Source organism: Dactylosporangium cerinum, assembly GCF_042653625.1.
Taxonomy (GTDB): domain Bacteria; phylum Actinomycetota; class Actinomycetes; order Mycobacteriales; family Micromonosporaceae; genus Dactylosporangium; species Dactylosporangium cerinum.
In genome coordinates, this window is record NZ_JBHSIU010000029.1 from 74643 (window position 1) to 92428 (window position 17786).

11 protein-coding genes and 2 tRNA genes are annotated in these 17786 nt (G+C 71.4%); 7 read left to right on the plus strand and 6 right to left on the minus strand.

The annotated features are described in order from the left end of the window. Positions 1-49 precede the first annotated feature (49 nt). The 3 genes from ACFPIJ_RS25030 (at position 50) to ACFPIJ_RS25040 (ending at position 2627) form a co-directional block, all read left to right on the plus strand. Positions 50-1225, plus strand: coding sequence for a sensor histidine kinase (locus ACFPIJ_RS25030; RefSeq protein ID WP_380117754.1), 1176 nt, complete (start codon positions 50-52; stop codon positions 1223-1225). A gap of 34 nt (positions 1226-1259) precedes the next feature. Beyond that, complete coding sequence (locus tag ACFPIJ_RS25035) at positions 1260-1862, plus strand: response regulator (protein ID WP_380117776.1); 603 nt, start codon at positions 1260-1262, stop codon at positions 1860-1862. Positions 1863-2192: 330 nt separating this feature from the next. Continuing rightward, complete coding sequence (locus tag ACFPIJ_RS25040; protein ID WP_380117756.1) at positions 2193-2627, plus strand: CBS domain-containing protein; 435 nt, start codon at positions 2193-2195, stop codon at positions 2625-2627. 443 nt (positions 2628-3070) lie between these two features. Here the strand turns inward: ACFPIJ_RS25040 and ACFPIJ_RS25045 are convergent, their stop codons facing one another. After that, the gene (locus tag ACFPIJ_RS25045; RefSeq protein ID WP_380117758.1) at positions 3071-5968 is read right to left on the minus strand and encodes an AAA family ATPase; all 2898 of its coding nucleotides are present in this window, start codon (positions 5966-5968) and stop codon (positions 3071-3073) included. A 35-nt stretch (positions 5969-6003) separates the two neighbouring features. On the opposite strand from ACFPIJ_RS25045, the gene ACFPIJ_RS25050 reads away from it, so the two are divergent. Both ACFPIJ_RS25050 and ACFPIJ_RS25055 read left to right on the plus strand, forming a co-directional pair. Further along, complete coding sequence (locus ACFPIJ_RS25050) at positions 6004-6702, plus strand: TetR/AcrR family transcriptional regulator (protein ID WP_380117760.1); 699 nt, start codon at positions 6004-6006, stop codon at positions 6700-6702. Between the two features lie 285 nt (positions 6703-6987). After that, a complete protein-coding gene (locus tag ACFPIJ_RS25055; protein WP_380117762.1) occupies positions 6988-7269 on the plus strand; it encodes an integrase core domain-containing protein in 282 nt (93 codons plus the stop codon). Positions 7270-7421: 152 nt separating this feature from the next. Here the strand turns inward: ACFPIJ_RS25055 and ACFPIJ_RS25060 are convergent, their stop codons facing one another. From ACFPIJ_RS25060 to ACFPIJ_RS25075, 4 genes are all read right to left on the minus strand, one after another. After that, positions 7422-8027 carry a TIGR03086 family metal-binding protein gene (locus ACFPIJ_RS25060; protein ID WP_380117764.1) on the minus strand — a complete coding sequence of 202 codons (606 nt, stop codon included), beginning with the start codon at positions 8025-8027 and terminating at the stop codon, positions 7422-7424. A gap of 361 nt (positions 8028-8388) precedes the next feature. Continuing rightward, positions 8389-9297 carry an MBL fold metallo-hydrolase gene (locus tag ACFPIJ_RS25065; protein ID WP_380117766.1) on the minus strand — a complete coding sequence of 303 codons (909 nt, stop codon included), beginning with the start codon at positions 9295-9297 and terminating at the stop codon, positions 8389-8391. Between the two features lie 1045 nt (positions 9298-10342). Next, positions 10343-10415, minus strand: a tRNA-Arg gene (locus ACFPIJ_RS25070). Positions 10416-10459: 44 nt separating this feature from the next. After that, a tRNA-Ser gene (locus ACFPIJ_RS25075) sits at positions 10460-10550 on the minus strand. Positions 10551-10723: 173 nt separating this feature from the next. On the opposite strand from ACFPIJ_RS25075, the gene ACFPIJ_RS25080 reads away from it, so the two are divergent. After that, a complete protein-coding gene (locus ACFPIJ_RS25080) occupies positions 10724-12838 on the plus strand; it encodes a carboxypeptidase regulatory-like domain-containing protein (RefSeq protein WP_380117768.1) in 2115 nt (704 codons plus the stop codon). 80 nt (positions 12839-12918) lie between these two features. Then, complete coding sequence (locus ACFPIJ_RS25085) at positions 12919-14982, plus strand: hypothetical protein (RefSeq protein WP_380117770.1); 2064 nt, start codon at positions 12919-12921, stop codon at positions 14980-14982. A gap of 44 nt (positions 14983-15026) precedes the next feature. On the opposite strand, the gene ACFPIJ_RS25090 is transcribed toward ACFPIJ_RS25085, so the two are convergent. Next, positions 15027-17786, minus strand: a 2760-nt coding sequence (locus ACFPIJ_RS25090) for a S8 family peptidase (protein WP_380117772.1), incomplete at its 5' end; no start/stop codon positions are given.

Sequence of the window (17786 nt, forward strand, 5' to 3'; positions counted from 1 at the left end):
CGTTCTTTCGGCCGATGCGCGCGCCGGTGCGATCCCTAGGCTGGAAAGCGTGCTGACCGATGACCTGCGAAATCTGTGGACCGAGCCGCGGCCCCCCGACGTGCCCGTACGGGTGTGGCGGGACTGGGTGCTGCTCGCCGCGGGGCTGGGCAGCGCGGTCGCCGAGGCCACGCTGCGCGACGACGTGGTGTGGCGGCCGGTGGCCGTCGTGCTCTCCGTCTGGCTGTGCGCGCTGCTCATGTGGCGCAGGACCCGCCCGCTGGCGAGCGTCACGCTCGGGTTCAGCGCGATAATCCTGCTCAGCCTGGTGTCCATGGTGGCCGAGCCGAGTGCGCCGGTCGGGCTGTACAGCAGCCTGGTGGTGGTGCTGCTGGTGTACGCGTTACCGCGGTGGGGATCGGGGCGGGAGATCGTCCTCGGCGCCGGGGTCATCCTCGCGGCGTTCGTCGCGCAGGCGATCGAGGACGACCTCACGCCGCCGTCGGAGCAGGTCGCCGGCTTCGTGTTCCTGATGATGCCGGCGGTGATCGGGGCGTCGGTGCGGTTCCAGGCGACCGCGCGCGAGCGGCTGCTGGACGGGGTGCGCTCCCGCGAGCGGGAACGCCTCGCCCGGGAGCTGCACGACACCGTGGCCCATCACGTCTCCGCGATCGTCGTCCGCGCTCAGGCGGGCCGGGTGCTCGCGGCCGTGGACCCTGCCGCCGCCGTCGAGGCGCTGGAGGGCGTGGAGGAGGAGGGCGCGCGCACGCTGGAGGAGATGCGGGCCATGGTCGCCGCGCTGCGGGACCGCGGCACCGGCGCCGAGCTGGCCCCCATCGCCGGGGTCACGGACCTGGAGCGGCTGCTGAGCGGCACCGGCGGCCGGCTCCCGATCGACCTGCGGCTCGACGGCGACCTGGACGCGCTGCCACCGGCCGTGGACGCGGCGGTCTACCGCATCGTGCAGGAGTCGGTGACCAACGCCCGGCGGCACTCCGTCGACGCCAGCGGGATCGTCGTCCGGGTCACCGGCGAGCCGGAGCGGATCACGGTGACGGTGCGCAACGACGGCGTGCGCGCCGGCAAGGGCCGCGATGGGTATGGTCTGGCGGGGCTGCGCGAGCGGGCCGCGATGCTCGGCGGCGAGCTGCGGGCCGGGCCGGGCGCCGAGCACGGCTGGCAGGTCGAGGCCGAGCTGCCCCGGGGGAGGACGCACAGTGCAGCCCATTCGCGTCGTCATCGCTGACGATCAGGCCATCATCCGCACGGGGCTGCGGATCATGCTGGATGTCCAGCCCGACATCGAGGTGGTCGGCGAGGCGGCCGACGGGCGCGAGGCCGTGCGGCTCACCCGTGACCTGCGGCCCGACGTCTGCCTGTTCGACATCCGGATGCCGGTCCTCGACGGGCTGGAGGCCACCCGGCAGCTCGCCGGCCCCGGCGTCGCCGACCCCTTCGTGGTCGTCGTGATCACCACGTTCGACCTCGACGAGTATGTCTACGGTGCGCTGCGCGCGGGCGCCCGCGGGTTCCTGCTCAAGGACGCCGGGCCGGAGTTGCTGGTCCAGGCCGTCCGGTCGGCGGCGGACGGTCAGGCGCTCATCGCCCCGAGCGTCACGGTGCGCCTGCTGCAGGCGTTCGCTGACGTGCCGGTCGGGCGGCCCATGACACAGCCGGTCGTCCCGGTCACCGCCCGCGAGGAGGACGTGCTCATCGCCGTCGCCCGGGGGCTGACCAACGTGGAGATCGCCGACGCCCTGCACATCAGTCTGAGCACGGTGAAGACCCACCTCGCGAGCCTGATGGGCAAGCTCGGCGTCCGGAATCGGGTTGAGATCGCGATGTGGGCGTACGAGACCCGCCGCATCGTCCCCGGCGCCTAGCTACGCGCTGAACATCGACTCGAACGGAATGGTGACTGGCATGGTCAAAGTGGGTGACTGAGTTGGCATGTCGCTGGTGGATGGTGCCCGCCGGTGCCGGCAGCCGGTTGACCTCCGCGCTTGAGCACGCCTTCGCGCTCGGCACGGTGCCGCGGGTGGCCATCCGCGAGCCGGAAGTCTGGGGGCCGGCTGCCCGCTGGCCGTAACCTGACACGCCGGCCCGGCCTGCTGAGACTTGACCGAACCACGAAGGCGTCGTCGTCCACGACCCTCTACGCTGGAATTCTGGATCACCTGGTCATTCGCGCCCCCGGTCTCTGGGAGGGCCAGATGCGCATCAGCGACGTACTTCGAGTCAAAGGCGGAGAGGTCGTCACGGTCACCCCTGACAGCGACGTGCGGCACCTGCTCAGCGTGCTGGCAGAGCACCGGATCGGCGCCGTGGTCGTCTCACAGGACGGCACCTCGGTCGGTGGCATCGTCAGTGAGCGCGACATCGTTCGGGCGTTAGCCGAGCGGGGTCCGGCGGTGCTGTCCGAGCCGGTCACGGCAGTCCACACAGCCCAGGTGCACACGCTCGCGCCGGATATCCACATCGAGGACGTCATGCGGATCATGACCGAGCAGCGGGTCCGGCACGTGCCCGTGGTAGTAGACGGCAGCTTGCGAGGGATCGTCAGCATCGGCGACGTGGTGAAGAACCGCATCGATGAGCTCGAAACCGAGCGGTCCGCACTGACCAACTACATCTCGGGCACCCGCTAACAGCCGGCCCGCTGGCGCGTTGAGCGATCTCTCAACGCCTGCTCCAGATGCCGTCCAACGCATCGCTCGAGCCCTTCACGCCGGCGGGAGCGATGGCTGCTGGACGGGTTGACCCTCGCCGTGGTGACGTCGCGGGCCGGGGCGGCTCGGCAGACGTTGGACCTCCCGGATCGCCTCGACGTCAGCACGACGCCCGGCACGTGTGGTCGGTTGGTGTGTCAACCGGTCGCTGGCTGGTGGTGGGCTGGGTGGTCCGGGACGGGTCGCGGCGCCGGGGCCCGTCTGATTGCACGGGCCCGCGAACGGCCGAGCGGTGAGCCGATCACGGCATGTTCGTGAGCCGAACGATCGAGTTATCGTAACGATCCGCAGCGAGCTGATCGCGGCAAATCAGGGCGGGTGTTTCAGCACGTCCAGTCTGGAGTTATGCGATTCGGCGGTGTTCAGCGGTGCGTTGTCGAACTGGGTCGTTGGCCGTCTTGATCTTCGGTGGGGGACGCTGGCGGTGGGGCCTGGTCGTGCTCGTCGCGCGTGATCGTCTCCAGCGCGTCGCGGAGGGCGGCGCGTGAGGTGATGCCGAGCTTGGGGTACAGCCGGTGCAGGTGGGCGCCGACCGTGCGGTGGGACAGGAACAGCTGTTGGCCGATCTGTTTGTTGGTCAGGCCGGTGGCAGCCAGCGTGGCGATCTGCCGCTCCTGCGCGGTCAATGCGGCCGTCGGTGTGTCGGGTCTGGTGGTGGCGGTGGCGACCCCGGTGGCGCGGAGTTCGTCGCGGGCCCGCTGTGCCCAGGGTCGGGCGCCCATCCGGTCGAGGGTGTCCAGAGCGGCGCGCAGGTACAGGCGGGCGCGGGTGGCGTCGCGGTTGCGGCGGAGCCATTGTCCGTAGGCGAGTTGGATGCGGGCCTGTTCGAACGGCCACCGGTCGGCCTCGGGCAGTGACAGTGCTGCCTCGAACAGCCGGTCGGCGTCGTCGTCGGCGGCCAGGGCCGCGGCCCCGGCGGTGATCAGCGCCGCGCGGGTGGAGATGCGGGGGATGCCGGCCTGTTGGGCGGCGGCGACGTGGGCGCGGGCCTCCTCCGTCCGTCCAGTGCGGACGGCCGCCTCGACCAGGTCCATGACGATCAGGCGGCCGGGGACGCCCGCGCTGGGTGCGCCGGGCGGGTTGACTCGTGTTGCCTGCACATAGGCCTCCTCGTAGTCGCCCTGGCCCAGGGCCGCGAGGGTGCGAACCCGCCGGGCGTACGCTTCCGGCAGCCCGACACCGCGGGGCGCCGCCCAGGCGGTGATCTCATCGGTCAGGACCCGAGCGCGGTCCACGTTGCCGCGGCCGGCCGCGATGTATGCCAGATAGCACCGAAGCTGCCCCGCAGTAAGGTGGTAGCCATAGACCACCGCCAGGTCCAGCCCCTCACGTGCCAGGTTCTCGGCCTCGTCCCACTGCCCGTGGCCATACGAGTCGATGCAGAGCAGCAGCAACCCGGCAACGACCATGGTGACCGCACCGCCGTCGCGTTCTCGTTCGATCACGAGGCGGACCGGGTACCGGTAGTCGGACAGGGCATCCACCCCGACGGCCGCCCAGGTCAGGGGGACGACCGGCCAGGGTGACCCGTCGACGGACAGGGCCGCGAAGGCGTGGGCGAGGCCCTCCCGGACCGTGTCGGCGGTGCGGGCGGGGTCGACGTACGCGTCGTAGCACAGCCGAAACGGGGTTACCGCCTCCGGGGCGAACCGGGCCAGTGCGGTGTTGAGCAGTTCCCACGGCTCTGGTCGGCCGGCGTAGATGCTGACAACCTGCAACGCGTGCAGGATCCAGCGGGAGTCCCAGCCGTTGGTGGTCGTGGCGGTGTCGGCGACGTCGTCGAGCGCCCGGGCCAGCAACCGGTGGGCGGCATCGATGTCGCCCTCACCAGTTGTGAGGAGGTAGGCCGTGGCGGCGAAGACCAGCCCGGTCGGCGTGTCCGAGGCTTGTCCGGCGTCGGCCAACAACCGGGGCGCCTGGTCGAGTTGACCGGTCATGACCGCGAGGTAGGCGGCCTCGACCAGTCGGCGGGACCGGCCGGCCGGGTGCGAGCTGAGTTCACCGGCGCGGACCTTCAAGGTCACCGCGGCGGCCACGCCGCCACGCCGCCGGTCGCAGACGGCCGCCTGGTCCAACGCCCCGGCCGAGGCGGTGGACGGGTCGTCGCGCCGCCAGGCGGCCAGGGCCGCCTCGTCCAGCGCCTCGGCCACCGCCTCGTCCGGCCCGGTCGCGGCCTCGGCCAGATGCCACGCCCGCCGCTCCGGATCACCGGCCAGGGCGTCGGCCAGGGCCTGATGCGCGGCCCGCCGCTCGGCCGGCGGTGTCATCTGCACGATCGCCGAGCGGATCAGCGGGTGGCGAAACTCCACGGGGCCGGTGACCGCATTGATGCGGACGAGGCTCGCCTGCTGCGCCGGGGCCAGGTCGTCGACGTCCGCACGGCCCTGCGCCGCCGACCGGATGGTGGCCGGGCTCGCATCCGGCTCCAGCGCGGCCAGCAGCAGTACCTGCCGTCCCGGTGCGGGTAGTGCCCGCACCCCGGCGGCGAAGATCCCCTCCAGTTGCCCATTGAGGGGCAGGAACGCGGGCAGCGGATCCTGGCCGCCGCGCTGCCGGTCGGTCAACAAGCCGGGGAGTTCCCGGAGCGCGAGCGGGTTGCCGGCGGCCTCATCGAGCAGCCGCCGCCGTACGGTCGGCGCCAGCCCCGGCCAGCGGGTGTCCAGCAGGCAGGTCGCCGGCTGGGTGGCCAGGGGCCCGATCTCCCGTTCGGGGAACCCGACCTGGTCGAAGAAGCCGCCGGCACCGGTGCGGGCGGCGGCCAGGAACACGATGGGATCATCGCCGATGCGGCGGGCGGCGAATCCCAGCACGGTCGCGCTGGCCCGGTCGATCCACGGCACGCCATCGACGATCACCTGCAGTGGGCGTTCGGCGGCGACCTCACTCAGCAGGGCCAGCACGGCTGTGGATACGGCCAACGGGTCCGAGGCCGGTCCCGGTGCGAGACCGAAAACCTGGTCCAGGGCGTCGCGATGGTGGCCAGCGAGCCGCGCGGCGGGCTCGCGCAGTGGGTAGAGCATCTGGTGCAGCGTCGAGAAGCTGATCTGGGCCTCGAACTGCGCGCCGGACGCCCGGAGCACTCGCGTGCCGGCGGCTGCGGCTCTTGCTGCGGCGGCGTCCAGCAGCGCGGTCTTGCCCACCCCCGGGCCGCCGCGCAGCAGCAGGCCGGTACCGACCTGGCCGCGCCCGGCCAGCATCGCCTCGATCAGTTCCAGCTCATCCGTGCGCCCTACGAGATCGGCTACCGGCCGTGATCTCACCGGCTGCCCGGTCATGGGACGTCCCCCTCACTCCCTTGCAGGACCAGAATCACTTCAGATACACTAACGTATCCGATACAACGCTGCATCGCAACATCGGTGCGTCAACGGGTAGGAGAGCGATGCCTAAGCGAGTAACCAAGCGGCGCCCCGAGACACTCGGCCGCCTCCTCGACGCGGCCGAGGAGGTCTTCGCCGATCGCGGGTTCCGGGGTGCCAGCATCGAGGAGATCTGCCGTCAGGCGGGGTACACCCGCGGCGCGTTCTACTCGAACTTCGCCACACGCGAGGAACTGTTCCTCGCGCTGTTCGACCGCCACGCCGCGCTGGCGATCCGGCGCGTCGAGGAACTGGCTGCTCAGGCCGGCGACACGCTGACAGTGCAGGCGATCGCCGAGATGCTCGCGCAGGTCCACCCCGACGAACGGACATACTTCCTGGTCGCAACCGAATTTAGCCTGCACGCGATGCGTGATCCGGCCGCCGCCGAGGTGCTGTCCCGACGGGACGAGGAAGTACAGGTCGCGGTCGGTCATATGGTGACGAGGCTGCTGCGGCGCGCAGGCCGGACCGTCCACGTCCCACCACAGAGGCTCGGACGAATGATCATCGCGGTCCGTGAGGGGGCGCGCCTGCAGAGTTTCGTCGATCCCGCCCAGCTGCCGCCCGGCGATCTGGAACGCCAGATGCTCGGCGTACTGCTGTCGGCCCTGTCGGTCGTCGCAACCAAATGATTTTTCGGCGGTTGGCGAGTCAGGAGGACCTTAAGCCATGCCACCGGCGCCACCAGTGGCGCAGCCCCTACTCGCGCGACTCGACGTCGCGGACGGTAACCTGCCCTCCCGCCAGTCCGGCTTGCCCTGTCAACCACGCAGCCCGAGACCGGCACGCCAAGCAGAGACCGCGCATGCCGGCTGCCGGCCCAAGATCGATGTCGTACTCCGGTTCCTGGTCCGCGACCGCGACGCCAAGTTCACCGCGTCCTTCGACGCCGTGTCGCTGCCGAAGGCATCGAGGTGGTGCAGACTCCTCCACGCACACCCCGGGCGAACGCGTTCGCGGAACGCTTCGTGCGCAGGGTCCGGACCGAGTGCACCGACCGGGTATTGATCTACAGCGAACAGCATGCCCGCACTGTGCTCCACGACTATGAGGACCACTTCGACCGGCACCGGCCGCACCAGAGCCTGGATCAGCATCCACCCGACTACGACCCCGGCGTGGTCATCGCGATCGACAAGCCGATCCACTGGCGACGGGTTCTCGGCGGTGCGATCAACGAATACCGCCGGGCCGCTTGATCCACGCGCAATCCCCAGCTCACAAGCATGAACACAGTTTTGGCACGGTACAGGCCTTCCGCCGCCATGTCGGCACGTCCCTGCGGACTACCGAGCCACCCTTCAGGCGTAGTGCTCGTATGGCCGTGCACCGCCGTGTTTTGACGTAGGTCCTACCGCGTGGGTCGGCTCCATCGGGGGTCCCTGCCGGTCAGGGCCAGTGCGCGGTCGAACAGGGGTGCATCGGCGTCTTGCGGCACCTCGTCGCCGAGAAGGCCCAGGCCTTGCATGCGAGGTGCCTCACGGGTGTAGGTGTCGAACGCGGCCATGGCCAAGGACGTGGGGACATCGATGCGCTGACCGGTGGCCACTGCCGTGTCCCACGCGTGGATGGTGAATTCGGCGATGAGGACCTCTCCGAGCGCAATGGCGGCCATGGGTGGTCCGCCGAGACTCGCTGATCCTTCCCACGCCGCCGGTTCGGTCCAGGCCTTCGCTGCCGGCCCCGCCTTGCCGGCCAGCAGCAGCGCCCAGTCGGACTCCGGTCGTCCGGCGAGGAGCGGCACTGGGTTTGCGGTCAGCAGGCTGGGGTCCAACTCCGTGCGGCTGCCCACGTCCCTGGTCATCAGCAGCATCATGGCGATGTGATTGACCAGGTCCTTTACCGTGAACTCCGAACACGGGGTCGGGTCCTGGTACTGGTAGACCGGCGCACTGTCGACGACACCCACGACCAGATCGATGCTCTGCGCCAGCAGCTCCTGCTTGGTTGGTGGCATCGGGCTGTTCCTTTCTTTTCGCGCCCCAGGCCGGGCGGACGGTCCAGATGTGATGGCTTGTTGGGCAACGTCCGGTGCGGTGGTCGCTCATCGTTTCGCCCATGGGGCGGGGGAAGTGGGACTGCCAGCCGGTGTGCAGGCGATGACGCACTGATTCGGCAGGAGTTGGAGCGTTCGCAGGGCAGCGGAGCCCGGAACACGTCTGTTGAGGCGCGCCCGGCGGGCTCTGGCGCCGTGGTGCGTGGCTGCCGGGCCACGGCAGGCTCAGCCCCCGTTACGGTCTCGGCAGCCTGCTGACGTTCGTGCACTTGCCGCGCCGCTGCGCTGCCACCAGCATCTCGCCCCAACCGAGGACATCGCGTCAGTCGATGAAGACGCTCCACGCGACGGCGTTGAGGTTGTCGGCGAGAAAGATGTCGGTCCCTCCCAGGCGCTTGTCCCAGGAGGGCATGAGCTCGGCCGCGCGGGCGACGACCGCGTCCATCCAGACCTTGATTTCGGCCTGCTTGTTGTTCTCCGCCACCTTGGCGGCGGCCGCGGCTTGCTTCATGTCGACCGTCCGCAACGCTTCGGAAGCAGCGGTGCGCAGGTCGCGGATGTATTCGCGGTTCGTCGCGACGTCCTCGGGAGTGCCGGGCAGAGCCATGTGACCGGTCACGATGGTCTCGAAGTCGTACTCCAGCATCTGATCCATGGCGTCGAAGTACGCGGGCACGTGCGCGGAGAAGTACAGACGGAAGAACGGCGCGCTCTTCGGCGCGAAGCTGTCCATCGCCGCCAGGATCTTCTGCTCCCGCAGGTGGATGAACAGGTTGCCGGCCTGGTGCCAGTCTCCCGTGTAGTCCAGGACGAACCTGACCCCGTCGATGTCCATCTCCTTGCGCCGGCCGCTGAAGGTCTCGGTGGGCATGGGGCGCCGGTCGTCGTGCTTGGCCTGCTTGATGAACTCGCCGGTGATCTCGTGGGAGATGATCTTCAAGCCCTCCCTGTTCAGCAGGTGAGCTGCCCCGATGTGGTCGGCGTGCGCGTGGCTGTAGATGAGGTGGGTGACCGGCTTGGGGGTGACCTCCTCGATCGCCGCCAGCAATTTGTCCGCAAGGAATGGTGAGGCGTCCACGAGGACGACACCCTTCTTGGTCACCAGGAACATCGTGTTGATCATCCCCTGGGTGACGAAGTAGGCATCCCCGCCCAGGTCTGTGACGACATACCCGGACTTCGGGATGTCCGGACCCAGGGCGAAGTCAGGTACCGGCGCGAACTCAGTCATGGCGATCTCCTTGGTGTGGCCCGTCCGGCAGACCGCGAAACGGTGTGGCAGAGCGCGGAATATCGGCTGTATGGAGCGTTCGACGGGCTGTTCTCCGGCCCGAACCGAGCGTCAGGGTTCATCGACTGCCCGCAGGACTGCCTCGGCAACCTGCCGCATCGGGACGATGTTGGCGTCGTGGGCAGCGCTCCACGGCCCGCGCGTCAGGTGCGATCGGCCACGTGGCGACGAGGCCGTAGCAGCCGACGTCGGCATCGGCGGGTCTCGGACCTGGAATATCGTCCTCGCGCCAGCGGGCGACGGAGACGAGCCCGGGTGGGACGAGCTGGCCGCGGTGGGCGAAGCGGGCGATGTCGGTGGCGGTGCACGGGTAGCAGGGTGCGCTGTCGCCGCGGACGAGCTGGTCGAGCGCCCGTTCCCAGACGCGGCTGATGCCGGCCAATCTCGCTGGAGGATCGCGCGATCAACCGCCCGATCAGCAAGCAGAAGAGTACGTCCGATCGAGGGGCGTCACCGGTCGGGCCATAGCAGACCGTAGCGGCCCCGAGAGGATGCCCTGTCGTAGCCCGCGATAGATCTAGGCCCGGCGGATCGCGTTCGTGATCCTGTCGCCGCCGTGGCGACGTACCTTGCTGTGGTTGATCCCGACGAGGCGAACGAGTTCGCCAGCATCGCCGGGCTCGTGGTCGCGCCGCTTGGGTTGGCCGCACCGTATCTGCTGCCCACCCTGGGGAACACCGCCGCCTGGGCCAGAGGTTGTGGACACCGGCAACGCCAATACCCGCGCGGGGTCAGACGGTCGCCGGTGCGGACATCATCGGAGACGGCGGACCGGCGCAGGTGACCTCGGCGTACCGCGGGTTCGGCCGTCCGTACCCCCGTTCAAGATCCAGACTGGTCGGCACGGACGGACCCCAGCAGCACGCACCGACCTGGACCGTTGCCAAACAGTGGATCCCTTTTCGGAACACAACAGGTCCACTGTGGACGAAACGAGAGAGGCGGTTGATCTACGTTTCCGCAGGTCAACCGCCTCTTAATCTTGCGCGCCCGAAGGGACTCGAACCCCTAACCTTCTGATCCGTAGTCAGATGCTCTATCCGTTGAGCTACGGGCGCTCGGTGCTCGCCTAGTGTACACACCAGGTTTTGCTGGTTTTGCGCGGAGGCTCCGGGATTCGAACCCGGGATGGGCTTTAAGACCCAAACCGCATTAGCAGTGCGGCGCCATAGACCGAACTAGGCGAAGCCTCCAACAACCCCTGTCGCCAGGAGCCGCCGTCCGAGGATACAGGGACAGCAGAGGACCGGGCAAAGCGGGTACGCTCCCGGCGCGTCGCGGCGACCGCCGGCACTGACGGAAGCACGGTTTCCGCTGCTCAGAGCGTCGGCGTGGCGCACCACCCCCTTCACTACCCAGGAGCGCCATGCTCACGCGTGTCCTCCGCCGTCCCCTGCTGCTGGCAGTGGCGACGGCGACCACCATCGCCGCGGCGGTGGTTCCCATCACACCGGCCTTCGCGGCCGACCCGACGAAGGGCAGCCTGGTCGGGCATCTCACCGATTCGCACGGGGCGGCGGTCGCCGGGGCGCGGGTCACCGCCCAGGTCGACGGCTGGCCGTTCGGCACCGCGACCACCGACGGCGCCGGCGCGTACAGCTTCGCGGACGTCCCGCCGGGGCAGTACCAGGTCGGCTTCACCGTCACTGCAGCCAGCGGCCAGGCGAGTTACACGCAGTGGGCGCACCAGCAGACGGAGTGGTGGAACGCGCCGGCGTTCACCGTGGACGCGGGAGCCACGGTGGCCGTCGACGAGCGGCTGCTGCCCACCGGCACCGTCAGTGGCCGGCTGCTCAACCCGGACGGCACGCCGGCGAGCGTGGCCGTGACCTTCTACGACGCGGCCACGCAGAACACCGCCGCGACGGCGTCCTCGGCGGCCGACGGGCGCTTCGAGGTCCTGGTGCCGGCCGGTGGCTACAAGGTCTCGTACGTCGTGAACGGACAGTCCACGCAGTGGTCCGGCGGCAAGCGGACCTTCGCGACCGCCGACACCGTGACGGTCGCCGACGGTCAGGCGGTCACGGTCGAGGAGCACGCGCTGCCCGCCGGGTCCATCGGCGGGCGGCTCACCGCGTCGGACGGCACCCCCGTCGCCGGCTCGTGGGTGACGGTCACCGACGAGCTGGGCAACGCCACCAACGGCACGACGGACGCCGACGGGCGGTACCGCGTCGACGGCCTGCCCGCCGCCGGCCGGTTCACCGTGGGGTTCGGCGCGGCGCACGCGGTCACCGTGTGGGCGCACGGGTCGCTGACGGAGGTCGGCGCGCAGCGGTTCGCGGTGGCCGAGGGGCAGACGACCACGGTGGACGAGAGCCTCCCGCCGACCGGCGCCGTCCGGGTCGTGGCGCACGACGCGACAACCGGCGCGCCGATCGCGCGGTTCTGCCTGTGGACCGTGGCAACGTCGACCTACCAGGGCTGCACCGAGAGCGGTGAGATCCTCATTGACGAGGTGTACGCCGGCGCCTGGCACCTCAACGTGAGCCTCGACGACGGTGTGCACCTGGACCGGGTCGCCGGGGCGGTCGTCATCGGCGGGCAGACCACGCAGGTCGACGTCGCCCTCACCGCGGGCGCCACGATCACCACCACGCTCACCGAGCGCGCCACCGGCGGCCCGGCGCAGGGCTGCGTGCAGCCGGTCGACGTCGACGCGGCGCTGGTCGACACCGGCTTCCGCCAGTGGTGCACCGAGGAGGGCGGCAACACGCTGCGGATCGGGCCGCTCGCGCCCGGCACGTACCAGCTGATCGCCGACCCCGGCCTGGACACGCTCGGCCTGCAGTGGGTCGGCGCGACCGGTGGCACCGGCAGCCGGGAGGCGGCCCAGCGCATCACGGTCGCCAGCGGCGCGGTCGCGGCCGGGCCGGCGGTCCTCTTCGACCGGGCCGGCACCATCCGCGGCAGGTACACCGACGCCGTCACCGGCGCGCCGGTCGGCGGTGCCTGCGTCTCCGTCATCACCCCGACCCGCAACGCGGTCGGCGGCGACGGCTGCGGCCGGGCCACCCAGCCGGACGGCACCTACACGCTGACCGGCATCGGGCCGTACACCTGGGCCGTCGGCTTCGCGAAGTCGTCCTACCAATGGCGCTGGACGGGCAACGCGGTCAACCGCCACGAGGCGAGCACGGTCACGGTCGTGGCGGGCGGGAAGGTGACGGCCAACCTGAAGGCGCGGGCCGGCGGCGGCACCGTCGTGGGCACCATCCGCGACAGCACCGGCGCCCCGGTCCTGGCGTACCTGCGGGTCGTCGACGCGCTGACGGGCGAGCCGGTCGCGTACGCCGCCGACACCAGGATGGACGCCACCTACACGATCGCGAACGTCCCGCCGCAGCAGGTCAAGGTCTACTACGTCGTGAGCGACGGCCGCGCCGGCTGGCTCGGCGGCACCAGCCTGGCCAGCGCACGGACGCACAAGATCAAGAACGGCGTTCCGACGGCGATCACCGTCACGATCCCGGTCGCCTGACCGTGCGGCCCGGGGACTCAGGCCAGGTCCCCGGGCCGCACGACGGGTGCTGAACCCGCAGGCGCATTACGCTCTTGCGGATGGGAGAGGATCCGAAGTCCACTGAGCCCACTGGCTCCGACGAGTCACCCTCCCGCCCGAGGGTGCTCGGCGACACGTCCCTGCGCTTCGAACCGCCGCCGCTGGAGGCCGACCCGGACGCGCCGCCCCCACCTGCCGCTTCGCCGCGCCCGGCGACCACGCCGTTCGGTGCGCCGCCGGTGCCGGTCGAGCCGACCCGCCAGGTGCCGCCGCAGCCACGGGCTCCCCGCCCGTCGACGGCGCCGGTGACCCCGTTCGCCCCGCCGCCCCCGGCGAAGGCCACACCCGCCACCCCGGCCAGACCTGCAACGGCTGCGCCCACCAAACCTGCGCCCGCAACGGCAGGACCTGCGAAAGCCGCGCCCGCGCAGGCCGCCCCGGCGAAGGCCGCGCCCGCAACGGCAGGGCCTGCGAACGCCACGCCCGCGAAGGTCGCCCCGGCGAAGGTCGCGCCCCCCGCGAAGGCCACCCCCGCACCGGCCACCCCGTCCAAATCCGCACCCGCAGCGGCCGCGCCCGCCAAGGCCGTGCCCGCGCAGGCCACCCCGGCGAAGGCCGCGCCCGTAACGGCAGGGCCCGCGAAGGTCGTGCCCGCGACGACGGCACCGGCGAAGCAGGCGGCGCCCGTCACGAAGGCGGCAGCACCCGCTCCGAAGGCCGCGGCGGCTCCCCCGAGGCAGGTTCCCGCGGTGAGGCAGGCTGAGCCGCCCGCCGTCGAGCCGGTGGCCGTCGTCGAGCCCGGTCCCGTGACGCCCGCGAAAGCGGCACCCGCGCCGAAGAAGGCGCCCAAGAAGGCCGTCGCGAAGAAGGCACCGGCAACGAAGGCAGCAGCGCCCGCCGTCGAACCGCCGGCGGAGCTCCAGCCGCCCGCGGAACCGACCGCCACCGAGACCGCCGCCACCAACGCCGCCGCAGTCGAGCCTGCGACCGAGCCCGCGCCGGCGAAGAAGGCCCCCGCCAAGAAGGCCCCGGCCCCGGCGAAGAAGGCGGTCAAGAAGGCCACCATCAAGGCGACCTCAACCCAGGAGGTCCTCTTCCCGGCAGCGACCGCACGGCCGAAACCCGAGCCGGAACCCCAGCCGCAGCCGGAAGCCGCCGCACAGCCGGAAGCGCAGCCGGAAGCCGTGGCGCAGCCGGAAGCCGCCGCACAGCCGGAAGCCGTGGCGCAGCCGGAAGCCGCCGCACAGCCGGAAGCCGTGGCGCAGCCGGAAGCCGCCGCACAGCCGGAAGCCGTGGCGCAGCCGGAAGCCGTGGCGCAGCCGGAAGCCGCCGCACAGCCGGAACCGCAGCCGGAACCGCAGCCGGAAGCCGCGGCGCAGCCGGTTGTCGAAGCGCCCGAGCCGCAGTTGGTCGAAGCGCGGGTCGAGGTCAACGAGACCGACCCGACCGACCTGGGCACCGTGGAAACGGCGGCGGAGGAAGCAGCGCCCGTGGAAGCGGCGGCGCCGCCGCGGGACGGGCGGATCAATCCCGCGTACCTGCCGGAGCTGCTCGCCCTCGCCGCCGTCGCCAGGCTCGGGGAGAGCGCCCGGCAGCGGGTCGAGTGGTACGCCATCAACTACCCGGGCGCCGGCGGTGACGCGGTGTCCCGGGCGATCACCCGCGAGTTCGTGCGGCGGGCCAGGCGGCAGGGGTTCGCGGCCGGGGCGGCCGGATCACTGGGGCTGCTGGTGGAGGCGGCCGGGGTCAACTGGTTGCACGCGAAACTGGTCCTGCACCTCGCCGCGGCGCACGGGCACGATCCGCTGGACCGGCAGCGGGCCGCCGAGTTGCTCGTCCTGCAGCGGGTGTACGCCGAGGTCACCACCGCCGAGGCTGCCATCATGGCGGCCGAGCAGGCGCAACACTCCCGCCGGGTCGGCCCCGGGGTGGGAGTGTCCAGGCTGGCCGGTCCGCTGGGCCGGACGCTCGGCGGCGGTCTGCTGCAGGCCGCCGGCCTCCGGCTCGCCCGGCGTGCGGTGCCCGGCGCCGGACCGGTGATCGGCGCGGTCGCCGCGGTCAGGTCGACCGAGGCGATCGCGATGCGCGCCACCCGCTACTACCGCCGCAAGCCCAACCCATGATCCGGAAGACCTTGGGCACTCAGGGGTGCACAAGGTCTTCCGGATCATGAGGAGCCGACGGCGACCGTGGTCCAGGCGCGCGCCGTGGTGCCGTCGCTGAACTCGACCATGCCGAGGTAGCGCTTCAGCGGGTCGAGTCCCTTCCAGGCGACGTCGAAACTGACCACCTGGCCGGGGCGCACCTGGGCGGTGCCGGGCATGACGGTGAGGTTGCCGGCGGCCGTGCCACCGACGAGGAACGTGTGCGCCCGGACGGGTGTGGTGTCCGCTCCGGGCGGGGACGCGAAGCGCACGACGTACACCTCGAACACGCCGGTGGAAGTGAGCGCGATCTCCTCGTCAGCGGTGGTGCCGTCGCTGCGGTCCACGAGCTCGCCGTCCTGATAGACGTAGAGGTCGACGTCGGTGCCGGGGGCGTGGTCGGCGGCGTAGGTGGCCAGCCGGGCGACCTCGGTGCCGGACGGCACGGTCACGGTGAACTTGAAGGCGGCCGGGCCGATGGCCGGGGCGGTGGGCACGAAGCCGGCGGTGCTGCCGGTGAGCTTCTGCTCGTTGACGACGGACGGGGCGAGGCCGTGGACCCTGGTGGTGATGGCGCCGGTGTAGCCGCCGGTGAGGTCGATCGTGGTGGCGCCGTTCGCGCCGGTGCCGGTGACCTCGCCCGGGCCGGCCAGTGCGACGGGCCGGGCGCCGATCGGGCTGCGCACGGTGTGCCCGCGCAGGTCCGCCCAGGTGAGGGAGCCGAAGGTCCAGGTCCGGTACGCGGCGTCGGTGCGCGTGATGTTGACCTCGAACGTGGCGCTCTTTCCGGGCGCGACGGTCAGGGTGCTGGGGTTGACGGTGACGGCGATGCCCTGGGGGTTGGTGACGGAGGCGACGTAGACGCTCGGCTGGTTGGACACGTTGGTGACGGTGCGGGTGACCGTCTGCGTCCCCGGCAGCCCGGCCACGGCGATCGACGGGTAGTTGAGGTCGCTCGCGTCGATGCTGCCGACGGTGGGGCACCAGTCGCTGACCCGCTGGAGCTGGCCCAGGCCGCAGGCGTAGCGGGCCCAGTCCTGGGCGCTGGACTCGTAGACCAGGCCCGGGTCGAAGGCGCGGGCCGGGGTGACGTGGCCGGCGCCGTAGTCGAACGGGCTGGCGATCTTCCCGGCGCGCTGGATCATGCCGTCGGTGTTGTCGAAGACGCTCGCCGTGGTCATGAGCGCCGACTGGACCGCCGACGGTGACCAGCCGGGGTGCGCGGCCCGGATGAGGGCGGCGATGCCGGCGATGTGCGGGCTGGACATGGAGGTGCCGGACTCGCCGTCGAACAGGTTGCCGTGGTGGCCGGCCGGGGAGACGCCGGCGACGATGTCGACGCCGGGAGCGGTGATGTCGGGCTTGATCAGGTCGCCGCCGCCGGCGACGGCGGGCCCCGCGGAGGAGAACGCGGCCATCGCGGGGGCGCGGGGCACGACCTTCGACACGGCGGACAGGGACGCGGTCGGCGCGGCGGTCTTCAGGTACGCCTTGATGGCGGCGCCGGCGACGTGGTCGACGTGCACGGTCGGGATGATGTGGTAGTCGGCGTTGAGGGAGTTCTCGGTCGGGTTGTAGAGGACCATGCCGACGCCGCCGGCGTCGCGGACCGCGATGCTCTTGTCGGTGCGCGGGTTGACCCCGCGCTTGCACAGCACGATCTTGCCTTTGACGACAGCGGGGTTGAGGGCGCCGGGGTAGCAGAGCTCGACCTTGTCGGCCTCGGCGGTGGGCAGGCCGGCGGCGACCGAGTCGACGAGGGGGGCGGACGGCACCGCGGCGCCCTGGCCGGCGCCCAGGTAGGTGGTGCCGTTGCCGAGGGTCACGGACTTCTCGGCGCCGCGGTCGTGGGAGCTGGCGGCGACGGTCGTCACCCAGGGCGCGTTGTGCGCGACGGTCGACGGGTCGGGGCCGCTGTTGCCGGCGGACGTGGCGATGAAGACGCCGGCCGCGGCGGCGTTGTAGAAGGCGAGGTCGATCGGGTCGACGATGAGGTCCTCGGAGCCGGACACGGAGTAGTTGATGACGTCCACACCGTCGCTGACCGCGTCGTCGACGGCGTCGAGCAGGTCGACGGTGCCGCCGGATCCCTCCCCGTCGGACTGCCGCCACAGTGCCTTGTAGACCGCGATCCGGGCGGCGGGCGCCATGCCGGAGACCTTGCCGACCGGGTCGCCGTTGATGGTGGCCGGGATGTCGTGCAGGCCGGCGGCGGTGGTGGCGGTGTGGGTGCCGTGGCCGTCGTAGTCGCGGGGCGAGCGGAACTCGGACTCCCACCCGCCGAAGCCGCTGCCGTCGTAGTACCGCGCCCCGATGACCTTGTTGTTGCAGGTGATCTTCTGCTGGGCGGTGCCGGTGCCCTCGTCGCACTTGTCGACCCGGCCGGCGGCCCACTTCTTGTCGATGACGGCCTGGTCGGGGCGGGGTTCGGGGAGCGGGGCGAGGCTGGGGCTCTCGGGCCAGAAGCCGGTGTCGATGACGCCGACGATGATGCCCTCGCCGGCGTGGGCCGGGTCGCCGAACTGCTTGGCCCAGGCGCCGCCGGCGCCGGCGAGGCCCAGGAAGTCGGGGGTGGAGATGGTGTCGAGGGTGCGCCGTTCGTTCTTCCAGACCTGGCGCACGCCCGGGGTCTGCTCGACCCGGGCCTTCTGCGCCGGGGTCAGGGCGGCGGCGAAGCCGTTGAAGGCCGACTCGTAGACGGCGACGGCCTTCGGCACGCCGGCCCGCCGCATGATCGCCGTGCGGTCGGCGCGGATCCGCCCGCGGGCCGCCTCCTGCCGGCC

Excerpts from the sequence above, each read along its gene's own strand:
- ACFPIJ_RS25035 (WP_380117776.1), top strand. The coding sequence starts at position 1,260 with ATGCTGGATGTCCAGCCCGACATCGAGGTGGTCGGCGAGGCGGCCGAC.
- ACFPIJ_RS25040 (WP_380117756.1), top strand. The coding sequence starts at position 2,193 with ATGCGCATCAGCGACGTACTTCGAGTCAAAGGCGGAGAGGTCGTCACG.
- ACFPIJ_RS25060 (WP_380117764.1), bottom strand. The coding sequence starts at position 8,027 with ATGCCACCAACCAAGCAGGAGCTGCTGGCGCAGAGCATCGATCTGGTC.
- ACFPIJ_RS25065 (WP_380117766.1), bottom strand. The coding sequence starts at position 9,297 with ATGACTGAGTTCGCGCCGGTACCTGACTTCGCCCTGGGTCCGGACATC.
- ACFPIJ_RS25080 (WP_380117768.1), top strand. The coding sequence starts at position 10,724 with ATGCTCACGCGTGTCCTCCGCCGTCCCCTGCTGCTGGCAGTGGCGACG.
- ACFPIJ_RS25085 (WP_380117770.1), top strand. The coding sequence starts at position 12,919 with ATGGGAGAGGATCCGAAGTCCACTGAGCCCACTGGCTCCGACGAGTCA.